Origin of the sequence: Weizmannia acidilactici (genome assembly GCF_008974225.1) — a bacterium.
Lineage (GTDB): Bacteria > Bacillota > Bacilli > Bacillales > Bacillaceae_C > Weizmannia > Weizmannia acidilactici.
This window is the reverse complement of the sequence record NZ_BKZR01000034.1, coordinates 17,818-39,198: the sequence shown is the minus strand read 5'-3', so window position 1 is coordinate 39,198 and position 21,381 is coordinate 17,818. Positions and strand designations below refer to the sequence as shown.

Here is a 21,381-nt window from a genome sequence, read left to right as displayed (position 1 = left end):
TAAAAGAGAACGAAAAACCGGATAAGAAAATCAATATCAAGCAGTGGCTGAAAGTAAAAACTCGAGAATCAATAGGAGCGGTTATGGGGCATTTGCCTGCATTGGAAAGCCGGGATCAAGGCAAGCCGTATATAGAAGCTCTAAAAGGGCTAGCAGGATATCAAGGAATTTTTTGACCTTTATCCGTTTAGTTTCTCGTTTTTCGCCCTTGAAGCCCATTAAGCCATCTGTGTTGCGGGCTTCAAGGGCTAGCATGCGAGGGCGAAGCCTATACCCTTGAAGAGCCGAAACAGATGGCTAAAATTTAAAAAGGCGAAAATCGAATATCGAAGGTTGAGAGGCACCTCCCGCAAAAACTTGACTCACTCGTAACAGCATTGCTTTTTTAAATGATGAGGTCTGTTTGGTATATTTTATAGACGCCTGATCTTCCCTGAAAATTTGAAATTTGAATCATATTTAAATATGCTTCAGATATGAAGTGAAATCTGAAACCTTCCTTCCCGCTGTACGTAATGTAAGATAACAGGATTGAAAAAAGGAGGCACCCCTATGGAAAATAAGCGAAAACGGATTTTGGATATGGTAAAAAACGGAAAATTGTCAACTGATGAAGCTTTGACGCTTTTGGAGGCATTGGACAGGGAAGAGTCCGGAAATGTGGAAAAGGGCGAGGGGAAAACAACGGAACAAAGCGGCAGAGACGGGGAAGGCCAAAAAAGGTTCCACGACCCGGCACAAAATTTCAACGAGACGAAAGAAAAACTGTTTGATCTGGTCGGCGGGGCATTGAAAAAAATAAAGGAGTTTGATTTCCAAATCAGCCAGTCCGCCGAGGTTTCCCATGTATTCCAGCAACATATGCCCGAGATCGAAAATATTGAAATCGACATTGCAAACGGAAACCTCACGTTTAAGCAATGGGACCAGGAAGATGTGCGGGTGGAATGCCGGGCAAAAGTCTTCCGTACAAATGACCGGGAAGAAGCGCGCAGTTTTTTATTGAATAACAGCACTTTTTCTATTGAAGACGGAAGGCTTGTATTTGCTACCCAGTCAAAATGGATGAAAGCCGACACAGCCGTTTACATTCCGGCAGCCCAATACCGGAAAATTATCTTAAGCACCTTTAGTGGCAATGTCCAGGTAAAAGAAATCCAAGCCGATCACTTAAAGATCAAAACACTGCATGGCAAGGTGCTGCTTGAGCGTGCCGAATTAGAAAAAGCGGATATTGAGACAGGGAACGGCACCGTTGAATTTGACAGGACTGTCATCCGGCAGGTCGAAGCGCAGACGATGAACGGCGACATCCGCTGGAACGGCTCTTTCGGGCGCTCGGATTTTGAAGCGTTCAACGGCAATATTACCGTAAATATGGCTTCCGAAGGAGACACTTTGCATGCCAAAACTGTTTCCGGAAATATTGAAATTGCCATTCCGGAAAATACGTCCGTGCATGGGGAAGGAAAAACGAATTTTGGCAGCTTCGCGATAGAACTGGAAGGCATGGAGAAATATGAAGAACGGAAAGAAATGATTCAAAAGATTGCCCGGTTCAGCCGAAAAGGCATTTCCGAAACCGAACTGTATGTATTTGCCGATGCCAAAACAGGCACCATTACGATAAAAGAGCAAAGCACTAACAAGCATCGTGAGCCGGAAGACCACGGCCAAAAAGCATAAAAGGTTAGGCTTTTCCGAAAAACGGGGTGTGTGGCGGGATTTTTTTGCAGGTGCGGATATATACTGTAAGTAAGAATTGAAGAAAAGGTTTGATGACCATGCGCTGGATACTCGGAATTTTGATCAACGCCATATTGTTTATCGCACTTTCCGGCTATTTCCAGGGGTTTTATGTTGAAAGTGTCGGCTCCGCCATTATGGCAAGCCTCATATTGTCCATCTTGAATATTTTGGTGCGGCCGATTTTAATCCTGCTCACTTTACCGATTACGATCCTCAGTTTGGGCATTTTTCTACTCGTCATCAATGCCATTACCTTGGTCATGACCGATGAGCTGATGGGCCCGAGTTTTGAGATTGACAGCTTCGGCATGGCTTTTCTAGTGGCGGTGATTATGGCGGTTGTAAATTTAATTTTGCAGGAAACAGTATTCCGGAAACAATCGGGCTGACCGGGAAAGGTTTTATGAAATTTGCAGGACTGCTGCGGAATGATGTGGCCATCCATGATATTCATGAAGTACGGCGGGAGAACCTGCCGTCTTTTTATTGTCCTGCTTCGCGGCTGGAAAATCATTTTTATCGAAAAGGGCTGGTACGGCCCCTTTACGAAATGATAAAATAATAAGAAGCCTTTGAATCATCAAGTATAATCCATTCCGGTTTTTTTGCAGCCGGATTGATACAGGAGGAATCATAGTGGCAAAGGTGCGCGTAGCAGACATTATTAAACAGTTTAATCTTGAGCTGATCAGTGGAGAAGAAGGCATCCACCGCCCGATCACCACGAGTGATATTTCACGGCCGGGCCTGGAGATGACGGGCTTTTTTGATTATTATCCGGCTGACCGCATCCAGCTGCTTGGCATGACGGAAATCACCTTCAGCAACAGGCTTACGCCGGAAGAACGGAAAAGCAGGATGGAAAATTTGTGCAGCGATATAACACCGGGCATTGTGATTTCGAGAGGCTTGGAAATTCCCTCGGAATTGATCGAGGCTTCTGAAGAACATTCGGTCCCTGTGATGCGGACACCGATGAAAACAACGCGGTTTTCAAGCCGTTTAACGAATTATTTGGAATATAAGCTTGCCCCGACGACAGCCGTCCATGGCGTGCTTGTTGATGTATACGGGGTCGGCGTTCTGATTACCGGAAAAAGCGGTGTCGGGAAAAGCGAGACTGCGCTGGAACTTGTGAAAAGAGGGCACAGGCTTGTTGCCGATGACTGTGTCGAAATTGTCCAGGAAGAAGAAGGTTCCCTGATCGGGCATGCCCCGGAATTGATTGAACATTTGCTGGAAATCCGCGGGCTCGGCATTATCAATGTCATGACGTTATTTGGCGCAGGTGCGGTGAGAAGCCACAAACGGATTACGATGATCGCCAATTTGGAAATTTGGGACCAGCATAAGCAGTATGACCGGCTGGGGCTCGATGAAGAAAAAGTCAAAATCCTCGATACGGAAATCACGAAGATGACGGTGCCGGTGCGCCCCGGCAGGAACCTGGCCATCATCATTGAAGTGGCCGCCATGAATTACCGTTTGAAAAACATGGGCGTAAATGCTGCCCGGCAGTTTACGGACAAGCTGGCGGATGTCATCGAAGAACATGAACAGGAGAATAACCAGGGCTGACCATGCGCGGCCGTGGATAAAAGAAGTTAACGGACGCCTGGCATTTTCCGGGCGGACCGTATTGTAACGGGTGAAAAAGGAGTTGTGATGAAATGGATCCAAATATTACCCCCCTGAACCCGATTGCGTTCCATTTAGGCGGGTTAGAGGTGCATTGGTACGGGATTATTATCGGCTTCGGCATTCTTTTGGGGCTGTATCTTGCCATGCGCGAAGCTGCCCGGCTTTCAGTCGACCAAAATATCATTGCCGATTTATGCATATGGGCGATTCCGGTTTCGATTATATGCGCCCGGATTTACTATGTCATTTTTGAATGGGATTATTATTCGGAACATCCAAATGAAATCATCAAAATCTGGAACGGCGGCATCGCGATCCACGGAGCGTTGATCGGGGCCGTTGTCACCGCGATTGTATTTACGCGTGTAAAAGGCGTGTCTTTCTGGAAAATTGCCGATATTTCCGCGCCAAGTTTAATTTTGGGGCAGGGGATCGGGCGCTGGGGCAATTTTATGAACCAGGAAGCGCACGGCGGGCCGGTTTCCAAGGCGTTTTTGGAAAATTTGCATCTGCCGGATTGGATGATCAACCAAATGTACATAAACGGCACCTATTATCAGCCGACATTTTTATATGAATCGCTGTGGGACATTTTAGGATTCATTGTCCTGATGTTACTAAGAAGGGCAAAAATGCACAGGGGAGAAATTTTCTTGAGCTATTTGATCTGGTACTCGATCGGCCGTTTCTTTATCGAAGGGTTGCGGACGGACAGCTTGATGCTCACATCCCATATCCGCATGGCGCAGGTCGTTTCGGTTACTTTGATTATTGCAGCTGTGATTGTATGGATTTACCGCAGAAAAACAGGATTATCGTCCAAACTGTACGGGGAGCAGTAAGAAGAAAGAGGGAAACAAATGGGAAAACCGATTACCACGCTTTTGTTTGATTTGGATGGAACTTTGATTGACACGAATGAATTAATCGTCCAGTCCTTTTTGCATACGTTGAACCATTATTATCCGGGGCGCTACAGCCGGGAAGACGTGCTCATTTTTAACGGGCCGCCTTTGATTGACAGTTTTTCATCCATCGATCCGGAGCGGGCGGAAGAAATGGTCGCCATATACCGCGCCTATAATGTCCAGCAGCACGATTCCCTCGTAAAAGAATTCCCGGGCGTCTTTGATACGATTAAAATGCTGAAAGAACACCGCTTTAAGCTGGGGATTGTATCGACCAAAATGAAGGATACGGTCATGAAAGGGCTGAAGCTGACCCGCTTGAATCCGTTTTTCGATGCCGTCATTACGCTTGACGATGTAAAGCGGGCCAAGCCGGATCCGGAACCTGTTGAAAAAGCGCTGCACCTGCTCGGTTCGGCGCCGGAAGAAGCAATCATGATCGGCGACAATTACCATGATATCCAGGCGGCGAAAAATGCCGGCACGTATTCGGCCGGGGTTTCGTGGTCGGCAAAAGGGCGCGCTTTTCTTGAAAAATATAAACCAGATTTTATGCTTGACCATATGTCCGACCTTGCAAAGATTGTCGGGGTTAAAGCCAGATGAGGAAAACGGAGCGGTATCCGGTTGAAGGCGCGAATGCACTTTGGCAAATTTACAAAACCGTTTCTTTTTGGAAAGTGTTGAAAAATGTCATCATCATCGAAATTGCCCGCTATATGCCGTTTTTGCGCGTAAAAAATTGGATGTACCGGACATTTTTGTGCATGAAAGTCGGGGACAAAACGGCTTTTGCGTATAAAGTGCTGGTGGACATCATGTTTCCCGAAAAAATATCGGTCGGGAAAAATTGCGTGATCGGTTATAATACGACCATTCTCGCACATGAATATTTGATAGACGAATACCGGATCGGGGAAGTGGTGATCGGCGACGAAGTAATGGTCGGTGCAAATACGACCATTCTCCCTGGGGTGGTGATCGGGGACCGGGCAGTGGTGGCCGCCGGTTCCGTTGTCCATAAAGATGTGCCTGCTGGTTCCTTTGCAGGCGGAAATCCATTGCAAATCATCCGCGAAGCAAAGGAAAGACCCGAACAGACAGAACAGTGAATAAGGGAACAATTACTTGAGCCGAAAAGGTTAAAGGCGCCCCGGATGTATGATATACTACAAGAAGCGACTAATGTTTATTGTTTGTGAGGGAACAACATGAGCAAAGATTCCAAATTAAGGCAGGAACATGGGAATGTGCTGTCTTTTATACCGACGGGAGAATACTATTTTAATAAAGGTGTCCAGGCTTTTGACCGCCATGACATCAAAAAAGCACGAAAATATTTGCAGCGCGCCGCCCAGTTGGATCCGAACGACCCGGTCATTGCCTGCCAGCTTGCGATCATTTATACCCATTGCGAAGAGTTCCAGCAGGCAATTGACATTTTCCGCCATATTTTGGAGAAACTCGATCCAAGTATGGTGGAGTGCCACTTTTTTTTAGCCAATAATTATGCGGAACTCGGGTTTTTTAACGAGGCTTTGTACCATGCCCGCCAATACTTGGAAAAAGACCCGTTCGGCGAGTATAGGGAAGAAGCGGAAGAACTCATTTACATGATTGACTTGGACGATGGGGAACTCGAATCCATCTCTTATGAGCAGGATGAACTCATGATCAAGCAGGAAGAAGCAAGGCGTCTTTTGGAAGCGGGAAATTTTGAAATGGCGCTTAACGAGCTAAACAAACTGATCGAAAAATATCCGGATTTTTGGTCCGGCTACAATAATATTGCGCTTGCGTACTTTTACCTCGGCCAGGCGGAAAAAGCGATCGCGGTGCTGGAGGACCTGCTGGAAAAGAACCCGGGCAATCTTCATGCGCTATGCAATTTAGCCGTTTTTTTCTACCATAAGCAAGATGACGAAAAACTTGAAAAAATTGTGAAAGGGCTTGAAAAGGTCCGGCCGGTTTTAATCGACCACCAATACAAGCTCGGCGCAACATTTGCCACTATCGGCCGTTTTGAAGAGGCTTACCATTGGTTGAACCGGTTGAAAAAAGCCGGATTTGACGGGGATGCATCGTTTTACTACTGGCTGTCGCAGGCTGCCTATTATACCGGCCGCCAACAGGCAGCGGAATCGGCATGGGAGCAGCTCATCGAACTGAACCCAGGGAAAAAGGGATATGAACCGTGGAACCGGGATTTGGAAAAAAAGCTGAATGAGAAAAATGTCCAATTTATTTTAAACCGGCTCAACAGCGGGGAGATGCCTGAGCGTTTATTCGGGATTTTTCTGATCGGTCTTTCTTCCAATCGTTCGGACATCGTTTCGCATCCTGATTTTAAAAACTTCGAAGATTTTACGCTGATTGAGAAAATTTATTTGGCGCATGTCCTTGAGTCGGGCATCCGTGAGCATTTTGACCCGGACAAAGTGTTTGCGCGCGGGCACAATATTGCATGTATCCTCCACGGACATTACGGGCCGATGTTCCCAGGATATACCGATTTGATGCTCGTTTGGTTTTCGATCTTTTTAAACGGCCTAAAGCACGGAGAACGGTTTAAAAACGAAGCCGGATTCGCCGCCGCCACCGATTATTTGTGGCACCGCCAAAAGGGTGATAAAGTGTCCCAGCAGGCTGTCGCGGCAGAATATCAAATTTCGGCCTCCACGTTAAGAAAGTACGCCAACCAAATTAAGTCACTGTTTTAAAAGCTGCCCTCCGCTTTTCTATGAGCAAATCAATGGACGGGGGGCTTTTCTTCCTATAGTATAAAAAAGGAAAGATGATTTCTTTTCTCTGGTTGGAACAAAAACCCCACACATGGTTGGTGGGGTTTTTTTAAAAACGGGTATACCGTGTATGGAAAAACTGCTTTGTGGAACGATTAAAATAGGGTGGCTTGCATTTCTACAGCTGCAGCCATGAATAAGGAGTGTTGCTAATAAATGGGTGAAGAACAGGTTTATGACGTCATCATTATCGGTGCTGGGCCTGCCGGGATGACGGCTGCCGTTTATGCTTCGCGCGCGGATTTGAAAACATTGATGATCGAGCGCGGCGTCCCGGGCGGCCAGATGGTTAATACAGAAGAAGTGGAAAATTATCCGGGATATGAATCCATCCTCGGTCCGGAACTGTCAAACAAAATGTTTGAACACGCCAAAAAATTCGGCGCGGAATACGCTTATGGCGATATAAAAGAAATTGCCCTGGACGGGGATTATAAAATTGTCAAAGCCGGCGCAAAAGAATACAAGGCGTTGTCTGTAATTATCGCAACGGGCGCCGAATACAAAAAACTCGGCGTAAAGGGCGAAAGTGAACTTGGCGGACGCGGTGTTTCCTACTGCGCTGTGTGCGACGGCGCATTCTTTAAAGGAAAAGACCTTGTGGTTGTCGGCGGCGGGGATTCGGCCGTTGAAGAAGGCACCTACTTAACGCGTTTTGCCAATAAAGTGACGATTGTGCACAGGCGCGACAAACTGCGTGCGCAAAAAATCCTCCAGGACCGGGCTTTCAAAAATGAAAAAATCGATTTTATCTGGAACCATACGGTAAAAGAAATCCATGAAGAAAACGGAAAAGTCGGTTCCGTCACGCTCGTTTCCACCGTTGACGGATCAGAGAAGCTTTTTAAAACGGACGGCGTTTTCATTTATATCGGGATGGTGCCGCTAACCAAGCCGTTTGAAAACCTCGGCATTACAAACGAGGCCGGCTATATTGTGACAAACGAAGAAATGGAGACAAAGATTCCGGGGATTTTCGCAGCCGGAGATGTCAGGGAAAAAACGCTCCGGCAAATTGTCACGGCAACCGGGGACGGAAGTATTGCGGCCCAAAACGCCCAGCATTATGTCGAAGAATTGAAAGAAACGTTAAAGGCATAAAAAAGTCAAGCGGTTTTAACTTTTTTGTAACCCGTATGAAACAAACTTCGGGTAAGATATCAATATAAATTGACCCCCTTTTTTTATATAAGCCCTATTGGAGATGCACAGGCGCATGCCTGTGCTTTTTTTGCGAGACCGGTTGAATTAGGCAGGTTTCCGGCAGGCGCCATAAACAACCTGCTGGAAAGGAAACAGCAGCATTTTTTCGTGTTTTGCGGATACGCTCATTCATTGTTCGCTTGTTTTATTAATAGTATAATAAAAAGTAACATGGTTTTATGCTGAAGGCTATTCTATTGTTTGGGACAGTCCAGATAGGCGCGCGGAATTTACAGGGTTCCTGCGGAAAAGGGTTCCCTAAAAGCCCGCGGCATGCCGGGCCATCAACCGTATATCGGGTAGTACAGTATTGAAGATTTCAGTGGCGTCGTCCCTAACCATATATTTATTTTTTAATGGCTGAAAACAGCTATTCTGGGCTGCGTTGCGTACAGGCGGCCGTTTCGCATCATTTCTGTTCAGACATGAGGTGTTTTCCTGTGCAAAGAGTGACAAATTGCGTATTGATCAAAGGCGACCAAGTATTATTGCTGCAAAAGCCGAGGCGCAATTGGTGGGTCGCGCCCGGTGGAAAAATGGAACAAGGGGAATCGGTCCGCGAAGCCATCATCCGGGAATACCGGGAAGAAACTGGCATTTACTTGAAACACCCCGAATTAAAAGGGGTTTTCACCATTGTAATGAAAGACGGGGACAAAATCACGTCTGAGTGGATGATGTTCACATTTGTCGCAACAGAAGGCGATGGGGAAAATGTAGAGCAATCCGCCGAAGGAAAATTGCAATGGCATTCCATACATGACATCAAAGACCTGCCGATGGCGGTGGGCGATACCCATATTTTGGAATACATGGTCCACGGTAGCGGCATGATCTACGGGCAATTTACGTACACCCCAGATTTTGATTTATTGTCGTACAGGCTCGATCCAAGCTGAATAAACCATGTGCCAATTTGTTCCGTCAGGGGGAAAAAGAATGGGTTTAGAAGGAAACCGAATGCAGCTCGTCATCATTACAGGTATGAGCGGTGCCGGAAAAACCGTTGCGGTCCAAAGTTTTGAAGACCTTGGTTTTTTCTGCGTCGATAATTTGCCGCCGACGCTTCTGCCAAAATTTCTGGAACTCATGAAAGATGCAAATAATAAAATGAATAAAGTCGCGCTCGTCATGGATTTGCGCGGGCGCGAATTCTTTGATGATTTATTTAAGGCATTAGATGAACTGGATAAATCTTCATGGCTCACGCCAACCATTCTGTTTTTGGATGCGGATGATTCCGTTTTGGTGCGAAGATATAAAGAAACACGGAGGTCGCATCCGCTTTCTCCTTCAGGTCCGCCCTTGGAAGGGATTAAACAGGAAAGAAAAATATTGGAAGAGCTGAAAGGGCGCGCGCAAATCATTTATAACACGTCCAATCTGAAGCCGCGGGAACTCCGCGAAAAAATCACAACGGAGTTTTCGGCGAATAAGCAGTCCGTTTTTACCGTGAATGTGATGTCATTCGGGTTTAAAAACGGGATCCCGATTGACTGCGACTTGGTTTTTGACGTCCGGTTTTTGCCCAATCCGTTTTATATTGAACATATGCGCCCAAAAACCGGCTTGGACAAAGACGTTTATGACTATGTTCTAAAATGGAATGAAACACACAAATTTCTTGGAAAATTGACCGACCTGCTTGCTTTTATGCTGCCCCACTATAAACGTGAAGGGAAAAGCCAGCTCGTGATCGGTATCGGCTGCACGGGCGGCCAGCACCGTTCAGTTGCTTTGGCGGAGTATATCGGTCATTATTTTGAACGGGATTACAACACGAAGATTTCCCATCGCGACATAAAAGGAAGGGAGGAAAAAGCGCAATGAAGCCTAAAATTACCATCATCGGGGGAGGCACCGGGCTCCCTGTTCTTTTGCGGGGGCTGAAAAAATATCCGGTCGAAATCAGCGCGATTGTAACGGTTGCCGATGACGGCGGGAGTTCTGGGAGAATCCGTCATGAAATGGATATCCCAGCACCCGGCGACATCCGCAATGTGCTTGCGGCTTTGTCGGACGTGGAGCCATTGCTTGAAAAAATGTTCCAGCACCGTTTTGAAACAGGCGATGAACTTTCCGGGCATTCGCTCGGCAATCTGATCATCGCGGCGCTGACTTCGATTACGGGCGATTTTGTGCATGCGGTAAAAGAATTGAGCAAAGTGCTAAACGTGCGCGGAAAGGTGCTTCCGTCCGCCAATCAAAGCGTCGTGCTGCACGCCGAAATGGAAGACGGCTCGATTGTATCGGGCGAATCGAAAATCCCGTTTTCGGGGAAGAAAATCAAAAGGGTATTCTTGACGCCGGAGGTCATTAAGCCGCTGCCAGAAACATTGGAAGCCATCCATGAAGCGGATTTGATCGTGATTGGACCGGGTAGCCTTTATACGAGTATTTTGCCGAATTTAATGGTACCCGGGTTGGGGGAAGCAGTATGCAATGCGCGCGCGAAAAAAGTGTATGTGTGCAATTTAATGACCCAGGCGGGGGAAACGCTTCACTATACCGCCAGCGACCATGTTGCTGCCATCCATGAGCATATGGGCAGCGCATGTATTGATACGATACTGGTAAATGATGAAGAAGTGCCGGAGCCGATTCGGGAAAGGTACCGCGAAGAACTGGCACAGCCGGTTGTATATGATGTTAAGCGATTAATGGGGCTTGGCCTCGAAGTCGTTTCGGGAAACATTTTGACTTATAAAGGCGGGGTGATCCGCCACGATACCGATAAAGTTGCTGAAATCCTCTATGATATATTGAAAAAACAGCAGCTGTATTCCCGTTTTGGCGCCCAGTGAGGAAACACCGGCCGCTTTTTAAGTGGATGAACCTAAAGACGTCATCCCCTTTTCACGTGTGTACAATTGGTTTTCGCACGAATAATTCTGATGGAGGGGGCTTTGAGGGATGTCATTTGCATCGGATATCAAAAAAGAGCTGACCAATTTAGAACTGAAAGATTGCTGTGTGAAATCCGAATTATCGGCGCTGATCCGCATGAACGGGTCTTTGTCTTTTTCCAACAGGGCGCTGGTTGTGAATGTGCAGACAGAAAATGCGGCCATTGCCCGGAGAATCTACATCCTTGTAAAAAAATTATATGACGTCCCTGTAGCATTATTAGTCAGGAAAAAGATGAGGCTGAAGAAAAACAATGTCTATATTGTGCGGCTGAAATCCCATGCCAAAGAAATTTTGGAAGACCTGCACATACTGGGAGAAAATTTCACTTTTATCCAGCATATTTCCCCGGAACTTTTGAGAACGAAATGCTGCAAACGCGCTTATTTGCGCGGCGCCTTTCTCGCAGGCGGATCCGTCAACAATCCGGAAACTTCCTCGTACCATCTGGAAATTTCCTCCCAATATAAAGAGCACAACGATTCGCTCTGCCGTCTGATGAATTCTTTTCGTTTGAATAGCAAAACGCTTGAAAGGAAAAAGGGATATATTACGTATTTAAAAGAGGCGGAAAAAATTACGGAATTCCTCAATATCATCGGTGCCCACAAAGCCCTGCTCCGTTTCGAAGACGTCAGGATTGTGCGGGATATGCGCAATTCGGTCAACCGGCTTGTAAATTGTGAAACGGCCAATTTAAATAAAACGATCGGGGCAGCCCTCCGCCAAGTGGAAAATATCCGCTATATTGAAGAAACGGTCGGCCTTGACGTGTTGCCGGAAAAACTGCGTGAAATCGCGGAGCTTCGCGTAAACCACCAGGATGTTACCTTGAAGGAACTGGGGGAAATGGTGTCAGGCGGGCATATCAGCAAATCCGGCATTAACCACCGGCTGCGGAAAATCGATGAAATTGCAGAGAAACTACGGGCAAACAAGCCCATTACAAAAGATACTTAAGAGGAGAGGCGGGCCGGAAAAAGCGGTAACGCCTCTGCCTAACATAAAGGAGAGGATTAAGGATGATCGAAAAACAATTGGAAGTTAAATTGAAAACCGGTTTGCAGGCGCGCCCTGCGGCACATTTTGTCCAGGAAGCCAGCCGGTTTTCGTCTGAAATTTTTCTTGAAAAAGACGGCAGAACGGTCAATGCCAAAAGCATCATGGGGTTGATGAGCCTTGCTGCTGGGCATGGGGAAACCGTAACCCTGAGCGTCGACGGCAGCGATGAAGAAGAAGCTTTTGAATACCTGTCAAAATATATTGAAGGAAACTAATGCATAAGCCCGTGGATCCGGATGTAAGCGTATGCGCAAAGATGATTGCTTAGCCCGATATACACCGGACTCCTGCGGGAAACGCGCACCGCTTATACGCGTAACGAGATGGGAGGGGCGCGGAACGGTTCGTATAAGACTTATAGGGACCATTTGGAGGAAAAAAGAAGTTCTACCCGGTCTTGAGAAAGCTTCTCATACCCATTTCCACGAAAAAACTTTCCTTCAAACGGTCCTGAGTAAGTTTCTCAGAATCGTTTGAGGAAAAAAGGAATTCGGACGGTCTTGAAAGAGCTTCTCGGAACCGTTTCGGGACAAAAATGAATGCGAACCGGTTCTCATAAGGCACTTAAACCTTTTCAAGGCAAAAATAAAGTCGGAAGGGGGTCCTTATAAAGCTTCTCAGGACTCTCAAGGTAAGTCAATACGTGTTTTTATATTAAATACCGGGCCGTCCGAAGTTGGGGCGGCCCGGTTCGTTTACCTCATTATTTCAATTCATTCCTAGCCATAATATGGTCGATTAAGCCATATTCTTTTGCTTTTTCCGCGCTCATGAAGTTGTCGCGGTCTGTATCTTTTTCAATCACTTCAATCGGCTGGCCGGTATGTTCGGACAAAATTTTGTTCAATTTCGCCCGTGTATAAAGGATATGTTTTGCTGCAATTTCAATTTCGGTTGCCTGCCCTTGTGCACCGCCTAAAGGCTGGTGGATCATGACTTCACTGTTCGGCAGGGCAAAACGTTTCCCTTTCGCGCCGGCGGTTAACAACACGGATCCCATCGATGCAGCCATCCCGATGCAGATCGTTTGCACATCCGGTTTAATGAACTGCATGGTGTCGTAAATCGCCAACCCGGCTGTTACGCTGCCGCCGGGGCTGTTGATGTACAGGTAAATATCTTTTTCAGGATTTTCCGCTTCCAGGAATAAAAGCTGCGAAACAATCGAGTTTGCGACATTGTCGTCAATCGCGCTGCCGAGCATAATGATCCGGTCTTTCAGCAAGCGGGAATAAATGTCGTAAGCGCGTTCCCCGCGGTTCGTCTGCTCGATTACTGTAGGAATTAAATTCATCTTGTTTTCCTCCTTTTTCTTTTTGGAATGGAATGGGCCAATCTTATGCATTTTCATGTATAGGGATAGTTTTCCATCCTTATGTACTGATCATACAATAATGGTCAATGAAGGTCAAACAAATCGTCTCCATCCTGAATTACAATACCATAATATCCAAATTCCATTAAAATAAACAGAAAAAGGTATTGCATTTCTCGTTTTTCTCCTTTATAATCTATTATTGTTGAATAACATATTGCCCTCGTGGTGCAACGGATAGCACGTGAGATTCCGGTTCTCAAAATGTGGGTTCGATTCCTGCCGAGGGCGTTTTAAGTGTCCGACTGGCTCGGTTTAAAATTTCTAATCTCCTTGATACGGCTGCGTTTGCAGTCGTTTTTATTTTTTTTTTTGGAATCCGAAAGATATGAGAGAATTTGAAAAAATTTGCACGGCTATTTTTGCATGGTAAAGCTCCTTCATCGCGACCCTCCAAAAAAATGTGAACTGTCCACTGTTAATTCTAAGCCCCCCACGTTCCAATTAAGTTGGTATCCATATTTTGGATTCTGACCTTTGATGGGGTCCGCCTTAATAAGCTCAATGCAATCGAAAGGGAACTAATCATTAAACGATATGTGTCTTTAGAGGAACCACGTGATTGTGATATCTACAATGAAATGGGAATTAGCTGGCCGGCATTTTATCGTATCCGTGAGAAGACGTTTTACAAATTAGCTTTTGCTTTGCGTATTGAAGTGTATAAAGAGGTGAAAAGTGAGGTGACTTCACATGAATTCTGTGTAGCCGATTTTCGTGGTGCAGAAAAGGTTGATCTACTCTATCATATATTACACAAACTTCTTGACGGTATCATCACTCAGCAGTTTTCGTATAAAATTACACTGTTTTTCCAATAACACTTCACTTTTCTTTGCATAATTTATTTCAATCAATCCACATTATCTAAAGAAAAGGTGATATATGAATTTTGTTAGGAGGGTTATTATGGGAATTTTAAGTGGTAATCCAAAAGAAGAACCGATGCACTACGGAGAAGTATTTGGTGTATGGACGAATTTACTGACAGCTAAAGGATTATTAGCCGGATATCAAACATTACTCAACCATACGGGTGATGAGGATTTAAAAAGTTTTATCCAAGATAGCATTGAAAACGTTCTAAAACCGGAGATACAAGAAACAGAAAACTTGTTAAAAGAAAATGGAATAGCGCTTCCGCCATCACCGCCAGAACGGCCAAAAGCATGTTTGGAAGATATTCCTGCCGGTGCGAGATTTACTGACCCGGAAATTGCTGCAATGCTTAGTAAAGATATTGCAGCCGGTTTAGTGGCATGTAGTACAATTATGGGACAGTGCATCAGGGAAGATATTGCTTTAATGTATGGGCAATTTCACATGAAAAAAGCGCAATATGGTGCCAAATTACTTAGAATGAACAAAGAAAAAGGTTGGCTAGTTCCACCACCGCTCAATGTAAAAAGTTCGGAGTGTTAATCTAAAAGCTTGCGATGCCGCAAGCTTTTCCTTTTTTATTGAACTTTGATAATGACTATACTTTACCTTTTTTTGTAGAACGATCTTTTCTCCTTTTCTTACGTTTGTAATCAAGCGTTGCTAACCTCATTCGTTTTGTTGAATAAGTTGTTTCAAAATAACCCCTAATGGCTCCTTTTTATCTTAAAGAATAATTGTTCCTTTGATTGTACATCATTAAAGTGAACAGTTAGAAAAGGAGGTGAAAACTGTGTTCAAAAAAATTCTTCATTCGCTTTGTGCCCTATTAGTTACATTTATGCTTTGTGGGATAGCTGTTTATGCTCAAAATAACAACATTGACAGCGGTAGCAACATAAACAAAATAACTCATATGGCTCAAAATAACGATGCTGTTGATAACAATGATGATGGCGATACAGATTGGGGTTGGATTGGTTTAGTTGGTTTAGCAGGACTGTTCGGGTTAATGAGAAAAAATGACAGAAGAGATTAGAACCAATAATTATTATAAATGGATCTTTTCTGATAGAAAAATGGCAGAAAGACGACAGATTATTTTTGTTTAGACTTGTTATGAGATATCGTAGGATATGTTGAAGCAGGACGTCACTCCGATCGGGGTGGCGTTTTTATTGTAGTGAAAAGTAGTGTTACGACATGGCAGAAATGCGCGAGTCGAACAATCTTAAAATTAGTGAAAAGGCATTGTATATAATGAGAAAAACCGTTGAACGATGTTTAGAAGATCGCTTTTGCTTAACCCTGGAACAGGCGAAAACAGAAACTCGAGGAAGGTATATTGGAGAATCTCTAAAAACCCAATCTTACACAAAGCTATTGCCGTCAAGGGCTGAAAAGCTTGTATGATCAGTATTGCGAAAAGCGTCATTTATTTGGTTGAACCGCAATATACGGAACCGTACGTACGGTGGTGTGAGAGGTCGGGGGCCCTACTCGATTCTTGAAGAAAATAATGCAGGCAGGTTATTCACAGAACGTATCCCGGCATTACTTTTTGGCTGCTTTTACAGATGTCCGTGAATCTGTGCCGCTTATCCGCGATTTACAGGAGCGCGATCATGGGACTTCCTGCCAATGCATATACTTAAACACAAAAATGTTGTAAAATAAAAAACGAAAGTGCCGGGACATGTTCATAATGAAACCGGCTTCGTTAAAGGGGGGAATGATATGGATCTGCAAGTTGGATTATGGCAGAAGCAATCAATGAAACTGGCGATGACACAGGAATTAAAGCAGGCAATTGAAGTCCTTCAGTTTTCATCCCAGGAGCTCATGTCTTTTCTTGAGGAAAAGACGGCGGAAAACCCTCTCATCGAATTGTACAACACCCATATTAAACTGGTCGATTCCCGTTTTTCCGGGCTGTACCGCATGAAGGGTCAGAAAAAAAGCCAGGAAAAAAATTGGATTGAACAAATCCCCGAACAAATTGAAACGCTTCCGGATTACTTAATCAGCCAATTGAACATGAAATCGTTACCAAAAACAGTTGCGGAAGCTGTTAAAGTTTATGCCGGGCATTTGGATGCAAACGGCTATCTGGCTATTACCGCCCCAGAAGCGGCACAGATCGCCCAAATCCCGGTTGAAGATGCCGAAAAAGGGCTGGAAATCCTGCAAACGCTCGACCCGGCCGGAATTGGGGCAAGGTCGCTCCAGGAATGCCTTTTAATCCAAATCAAAAGGGATCCGGACGCGCCGACACACGCGGCAGAACTGATCGGCAGCCATTTTCTCGAATTTGCCGAGAAAAAATGGAAAGGCATTGCGAAAAAGATGGATATCTCCATGCAGGAAATCCAACAGGCGGCCGACTATATCCAAACATTAAACCCCCGGCCCGGAGCCGGATTTTCCCATGAAACCCCGCAATACATCGTGCCTGATTTGATGGTCAAAAACAGCGGCGGGGAACTGGAACTTTTCCTTGTAGAAGGCCAGGTGCCGAGGGTGCGTTTTAATGAAGATTATTCAAGCATGCTCAAGCTGTCCGGGGATGCCCAAGCCGTCCGTTATTTGAAAGAAAAAACGCAGGAGTACCATTGGATCCAAAAAAGCATTGAAAGCCGGAAAGAAACGCTGCTGAAAGTCGGCAAAGCGCTTTTGGAAAAACAGCGGGATTTCTTTTTATACGGAAAAGGACATTTAAAACCGCTAACGATGAAAGAAGTATCGGATGCGATCGGGATGCACGAGTCGACCGTCAGCCGTGCCGTCAGGGAAAAATATATTGAAACCCCGTTCGGGACTTTCCCGTTAAAACAATTCTTTACAACAGCGCTTCCGGTCCGGTCCGGCACAAGGGAAGAAGCGGCATCGAGCGCTGAAATCAAAAATCAAATCGCTACGCTTGTGAACCGGGAAGACAAGCGGAAACCGCTTTCGGACCAGACAATCGTCACATTATTAAATAAGAAAGGTTTTGAAATTTCGCGCCGGACGGTTGCTAAATACCGTGAGCAGCTCGGGATTCCGTCCTCGGCGAAAAGAAAAAGGTACGAATAGCCGGAAAGGGGATTTGCCGATGGAGCTGACACTTTACACAAGAAAACATTGCCCGCTTTGCGAAGAGGCGAAAGAACTGTTGCATCTTTTGCAGAAGGAGATCCCTTTCCGGCTCGTTGAAAGAGATATAGAAAAAAACGATGGATGGATGGAACGTTACGGATTGATGATCCCGGTTGTCGAATTTGAAGGTGAAGTCATTCAATACGGGCGAATTCACGAATTCGCCATAAGACAACGTTTACACGAAAAAATTGATCCATAATAGTTGAAATGCAAAATTTATCCTGCTAGAATAAAAATCGTAGCGAGGGTAATTTTTTTGGAGTAAGTGGGACGAAAAATGTCTCTGTGGGACTCAACACGGCCTACATAATTTTTTAAGGAGTTAATCATCTATGCGATCGTTGATAGAGGTTCAAAGGAAATTATTACCCGATATCCTCGCGGTTATGCAAAAACGATACCAGATTTTGCGGTCCATCTCATTTGTGGAGCCGATCGGCAGAAGGACGCTGGCGCAAATGCTCGGCATGTCGGAACGCGTGCTGAGGGGCGAAGTGGAATTTTTAAAAAACCAAAAGCTCATTGACATTAAACCTTCGGGAATGTCGATTACAAAAATGGGCGCCGGGCTTTTGCAGGATTTGGAAAGTATGATGAGGGAAATTTCGGGTATTAATGAAACAGAAGAAAAGCTAAAAAAAGCTTTGGGCCTCGAAGACGTTGTCGTGGTCCCGGGAAACAGCGATGAAGAACCGTGGGTAAAAAGCGAACTCGGAAGAGCATGCGCTTATAGAATCAAAGCCGTCTTAATGGGAAACAATATAATCGCTGTTACAGGAGGATCCACGATGGCTGCAGTCGCAGATGCGTTAACTCCCGATTTCAGCGCCCCGGAGCAGCTTTTATTCGTCCCGGCAAGAGGCGGCATTGGCGAAGATGTGCAAAACCAGGCCAATACGATTTGCGCAAAGATGGCGGAACGGACGGGAGGAAAACACCGGGTATTGTATGTGCCTGACCAGGTGAGCCTCGAAGTGTATAAATCGGTTGTGAACGAGCCATCCATTAAAGAAGTCCTTACCCTTATCAAACAAGCGGAAATTGTGCTGCACGGCATTGGTGAAGCGATTACCATGGCGAAGCGCCGCAAAACCGGCAAAGAAGAAATGGAAAAAATTATACAAGGGCATGCAGTAGGCGAAGCGTTTGGATATTATTTTAATGAACAAGGTGAAGTCGTTCACAAGGTTCAAACGATCGGCCTTCAGCTGGAAGATTTACAGTATATTCAACACGTATTTGCTGTTGCCGGAGGGGCGTCCAAGGCGAAAGCGATTAAAGCCTACATGAATTCAAAACCGAAATCCACCGTCCTGATTACGGACGAGGGTGCAGCCAAAAATATTCTCGCTTGCAGCTAACCATGTTTTTAAAAGGGAATTCCCTTTTGAAATATAAAATCTTTACGAACTCAAGGAGGAAACACAAATGGCAGTTAAAGTTGGTATTAACGGATTTGGACGTATCGGACGTAACGTATTCCGCGCTGCATTGAACAATCCTAATGTTGAAATAGTTGCGATCAACGACTTAACAGATGCAAAAATGCTTGCACACTTGTTAAAATACGATTCTGTTCATGGAAATCTTGAAGAAGAAGTAACAGTTGACGGCGATTACATCGTTGTAGGCGGCCATAAAGTGAAAGTGCTTGCTGAACGCGAACCTGCAAATCTCGGCTGGGGCGACCTCGGCGTAGAAGTTGTTGTTGAATCAACAGGCCGTTTCACAAACCGTGATGCTGCAGCAAAACACTTGGAAGCAGGCGCGAAAAAAGTTGTAATTTCTGCTCCGGCTAAAAACGAAGACATCACGATCGTTATGGGTGTTAACGAAGACAAATACGATCCTGCAAAACATAATGTCATTTCGAATGCATCCTGCACAACAAACTGCTTGGCTCCATTTGCAAAAGTGCTGCATGAAAAATTTGAAATCAAACGCGGTATGATGACAACTGTTCACTCTTACACAAACGACCAACAAATCCTTGACTTGCCGCACAAAGACTACCGCCGTGCTCGTGCAGCAGCACAAAGCATTATTCCTACAACAACTGGTGCTGCAAAGGCTGTTGCCCTTGTATTGCCTGAATTGAAAGGCAAATTAAACGGTATGGCAATGCGCGTTCCGACTCCAAACGTTTCTGTTGTTGACCTTGTTGCTGAACTTGGCAAAGACGTAACGGTTGAAGAAGTAAACGCAGCATTGAAAGCAGCTGCTGAAGGTGAATTGAAAGGCATCCTGGCTTACACTGAAGAACCGCTTGTATCCCGTGACTTCAACCATACAACGGTTTCTTCCACAATCGATGCGCTTTCCACAATGGTTATCGAAGGAAACATGGTAAAAGTTGTTTCCTGGTATGACAACGAATTCGGTTACTCCAACCGTGTTGTTGACCTTGTTGAATACATCGCTTCTAAAGGCCTTTAATTTGAATCGGAAGAGCAAAAGCAGGGGGGCGGGGGAGAATCCCCTCTCCCTTTTTCCATGCTCGTGAATAAAAAGGAGGTTCGTTTTGCCATGAACAAAAAATCAATTAAGGATGTTGAATTGCAAGGGAAACGCGTTTTCTGCCGCGTTGACTTTAATGTTCCGTTAAAAGACGGCAATGTAGCGGACGATACAAGAATCCGCGCAGCACTGCCGACTATCCAGTATTTGGTGGATAACGGCGCGAAAGTCATTTTGGCTAGCCACCTGGGCCGCCCGAAAGGCAAAGTAGTTGAAGAATTGCGCCTGACGCCGGTCGCAAAACGCTTGAGCGAATTGCTGAAAAAAGACGTAAAAAAAGCAAATGAAGCTTACGGCGAATCCGTCAAGGCGGAAATCGCGAAAATGGAAAACGGCGACGTGCTTTTGCTTGAAAACGTCCGTTTCTACCCTGGCGAAGAAAAAAATGATCCGGAACTGGCAAAAGAATTTGCTGCACTTGCTGACCTTTATGTCAATGATGCTTTCGGTGCTGCACACCGCGCACATGCATCAACGGAAGGCATCGCCCACTACCTTCCTGCAGTATCCGGCTTTTTAATGCAAAAAGAACTCGATGTACTCGGAAAAGCATTATCCGACCCTGAACGTCCTTTCACGGCCATTATTGGCGGTGCGAAAGTCAAAGATAAAATCGGCGTCATCGACAACCTGCTTGACAAAGTGGACAACCTGATCATCGGCGGCGGGCTTGCTTATACGTTCATTAAAGCGCAAGGCCATGAAATTGGACAATCTTTGCTGGAAGAAGACAAAATCGACCTTGCAAAATCCTTTATGGCAAAAGCGAAAGAAAAAGGCGTCAACTTCTACATGCCGGTTGATGCAGTAGTTGCGGATGAGTTTTCCGAAACAGCCAATAAAAAAGAAGTGGACATTGAAGAAATTCCGGCTGACTGGCAAGCACTGGACATCGGCCCGAAAACAGTCGAATTGTATGCGAAAGTCATTAAAGAATCGAAATTGGTCATTTGGAACGGGCCAATGGGTGTATTCGAAATGGATGCCTATGCAAATGGAACTAAAGGCGTTGCCGAAGCCCTCGCAGAAGCAACAGGTACTTACAGCATCATCGGTGGTGGCGACTCTGCGGCAGCTGTAGAAAAATTCCATCTTGCCGACAAAATGGACCATATTTCCACAGGCGGCGGCGCATCGCTTGAATTTATGGAAGGAAAAGTGCTTCCTGGCGTCGCAGCTTTAAATGACAAAGAATAAG

General features: G+C 45.4%; 21 protein-coding genes and 1 tRNA gene. 21 read left to right on the top strand and 1 reads right to left on the bottom strand.

All coding sequences use genetic code 11. The features are described from left to right. Nucleotides 1-552: 552 nt before the first annotated feature. The 13 genes from GBH70_RS12355 to GBH70_RS12295 all read left to right on the top strand — a co-directional run bounded on the left by GBH70_RS12355 (nucleotide 553) and on the right by GBH70_RS12295 (nucleotide 12,486). Entirely contained in the window at nucleotides 553-1,686 is a 1,134-nt protein-coding gene (locus tag GBH70_RS12355; protein ID WP_151681327.1) for a DUF4097 family beta strand repeat-containing protein, read from the top strand. Between the two features lie 98 nt (nucleotides 1,687-1,784). Then, nucleotides 1,785-2,138 carry a phage holin family protein gene (locus GBH70_RS12350; protein WP_151681330.1) on the top strand — a complete coding sequence of 118 codons (354 nt, stop codon included), beginning with the start codon at nucleotides 1,785-1,787 and terminating at the stop codon, nucleotides 2,136-2,138. 247 nt (nucleotides 2,139-2,385) lie between these two features. Continuing rightward, on the top strand, nucleotides 2,386-3,327 hold the full coding sequence (gene hprK, locus GBH70_RS12345) for an HPr(Ser) kinase/phosphatase (RefSeq protein WP_151681326.1): 942 nt from the start codon (nucleotides 2,386-2,388) through the stop codon (nucleotides 3,325-3,327). Between the two features lie 92 nt (nucleotides 3,328-3,419). After that, the gene (gene lgt, locus GBH70_RS16995; protein ID WP_151681325.1) at nucleotides 3,420-4,232 is read left to right on the top strand and encodes a prolipoprotein diacylglyceryl transferase; all 813 of its coding nucleotides are present in this window, start codon (nucleotides 3,420-3,422) and stop codon (nucleotides 4,230-4,232) included. 18 nt (nucleotides 4,233-4,250) lie between these two features. Beyond that, a complete protein-coding gene (gene ppaX, locus GBH70_RS16990; protein WP_151681324.1) occupies nucleotides 4,251-4,904 on the top strand; it encodes a pyrophosphatase PpaX in 654 nt (217 codons plus the stop codon). Further along, nucleotides 4,901-5,410 (top strand): acyltransferase, encoded by a 510-nt coding sequence (locus tag GBH70_RS12330; protein ID WP_151681323.1) that lies wholly within the window; start codon nucleotides 4,901-4,903, stop codon nucleotides 5,408-5,410. The genes ppaX and GBH70_RS12330 overlap by 4 nt, the downstream gene beginning before the upstream one ends. 99 nt (nucleotides 5,411-5,509) lie before the next feature. Next, complete coding sequence (locus tag GBH70_RS12325; RefSeq protein WP_151681322.1) at nucleotides 5,510-7,018, top strand: tetratricopeptide repeat protein; 1,509 nt, start codon at nucleotides 5,510-5,512, stop codon at nucleotides 7,016-7,018. A gap of 237 nt (nucleotides 7,019-7,255) precedes the next feature. Then, complete coding sequence (trxB, locus tag GBH70_RS12320; protein ID WP_151681321.1) at nucleotides 7,256-8,200, top strand: thioredoxin-disulfide reductase; 945 nt, start codon at nucleotides 7,256-7,258, stop codon at nucleotides 8,198-8,200. Between the two features lie 542 nt (nucleotides 8,201-8,742). Then, on the top strand, nucleotides 8,743-9,201 hold the full coding sequence (locus tag GBH70_RS12315) for an NUDIX hydrolase (protein WP_151681320.1): 459 nt from the start codon (nucleotides 8,743-8,745) through the stop codon (nucleotides 9,199-9,201). Between the two features lie 40 nt (nucleotides 9,202-9,241). Continuing rightward, nucleotides 9,242-10,132 carry an RNase adapter RapZ gene (gene rapZ, locus GBH70_RS12310; RefSeq protein ID WP_151681319.1) on the top strand — a complete coding sequence of 297 codons (891 nt, stop codon included), beginning with the start codon at nucleotides 9,242-9,244 and terminating at the stop codon, nucleotides 10,130-10,132. Beyond that, entirely contained in the window at nucleotides 10,129-11,106 is a 978-nt protein-coding gene (mgfK, locus tag GBH70_RS12305; protein ID WP_151681318.1) for a gluconeogenesis morphogenetic factor MgfK, read from the top strand. The genes rapZ and mgfK overlap by 4 nt, the downstream gene beginning before the upstream one ends. Nucleotides 11,107-11,215: 109 nt before the next feature. Continuing rightward, nucleotides 11,216-12,169, top strand: a complete 954-nt coding sequence (gene whiA, locus GBH70_RS12300) for a DNA-binding protein WhiA (RefSeq protein WP_151681317.1) — start codon at nucleotides 11,216-11,218, stop codon at nucleotides 12,167-12,169. A gap of 62 nt (nucleotides 12,170-12,231) precedes the next feature. Beyond that, entirely contained in the window at nucleotides 12,232-12,486 is a 255-nt protein-coding gene (locus GBH70_RS12295) for an HPr family phosphocarrier protein (RefSeq protein WP_151681316.1), read from the top strand. Nucleotides 12,487-12,974: 488 nt separating this feature from the next. On the opposite strand, the gene clpP is transcribed toward GBH70_RS12295, so the two are convergent. Beyond that, nucleotides 12,975-13,616 carry an ATP-dependent Clp endopeptidase proteolytic subunit ClpP gene (gene clpP, locus GBH70_RS12290; protein WP_151681329.1) on the bottom strand — a complete coding sequence of 214 codons (642 nt, stop codon included), beginning with the start codon at nucleotides 13,614-13,616 and terminating at the stop codon, nucleotides 12,975-12,977. Nucleotides 13,617-13,805: 189 nt separating this feature from the next. On the opposite strand from clpP, the gene GBH70_RS12285 reads away from it, so the two are divergent. From GBH70_RS12285 to GBH70_RS12245, 8 genes are all read left to right on the top strand, one after another. After that, nucleotides 13,806-13,877, top strand: a tRNA-Arg gene (locus GBH70_RS12285). 678 nt (nucleotides 13,878-14,555) lie between these two features. Next, complete coding sequence (locus GBH70_RS12275; protein WP_151681315.1) at nucleotides 14,556-15,068, top strand: DUF3231 family protein; 513 nt, start codon at nucleotides 14,556-14,558, stop codon at nucleotides 15,066-15,068. A 250-nt stretch (nucleotides 15,069-15,318) separates the two neighbouring features. Continuing rightward, nucleotides 15,319-15,564: a WGxxGxxG family protein gene (locus GBH70_RS12270; protein WP_151681314.1), complete on the top strand. Its 246-nt coding sequence runs from the start codon at nucleotides 15,319-15,321 to the stop codon at nucleotides 15,562-15,564. A gap of 698 nt (nucleotides 15,565-16,262) precedes the next feature. Next, nucleotides 16,263-17,600: an RNA polymerase factor sigma-54 gene (rpoN, locus tag GBH70_RS12265; protein WP_151681313.1), complete on the top strand. Its 1,338-nt coding sequence runs from the start codon at nucleotides 16,263-16,265 to the stop codon at nucleotides 17,598-17,600. 19 nt (nucleotides 17,601-17,619) lie between these two features. Further along, nucleotides 17,620-17,865, top strand: a complete 246-nt coding sequence (locus tag GBH70_RS12260; RefSeq protein ID WP_151681312.1) for a glutaredoxin family protein — start codon at nucleotides 17,620-17,622, stop codon at nucleotides 17,863-17,865. 133 nt (nucleotides 17,866-17,998) lie between these two features. Further along, on the top strand, nucleotides 17,999-19,027 hold the full coding sequence (locus GBH70_RS12255) for a sugar-binding transcriptional regulator (RefSeq protein ID WP_151681311.1): 1,029 nt from the start codon (nucleotides 17,999-18,001) through the stop codon (nucleotides 19,025-19,027). 67 nt (nucleotides 19,028-19,094) lie between these two features. Then, complete coding sequence (gap, locus tag GBH70_RS12250) at nucleotides 19,095-20,102, top strand: type I glyceraldehyde-3-phosphate dehydrogenase (protein WP_151681310.1); 1,008 nt, start codon at nucleotides 19,095-19,097, stop codon at nucleotides 20,100-20,102. Nucleotides 20,103-20,192: 90 nt separating this feature from the next. Next, nucleotides 20,193-21,380, top strand: a complete 1,188-nt coding sequence (locus GBH70_RS12245; RefSeq protein ID WP_151681309.1) for a phosphoglycerate kinase — start codon at nucleotides 20,193-20,195, stop codon at nucleotides 21,378-21,380. Nucleotide 21,381 lies beyond the last annotated feature (1 nt).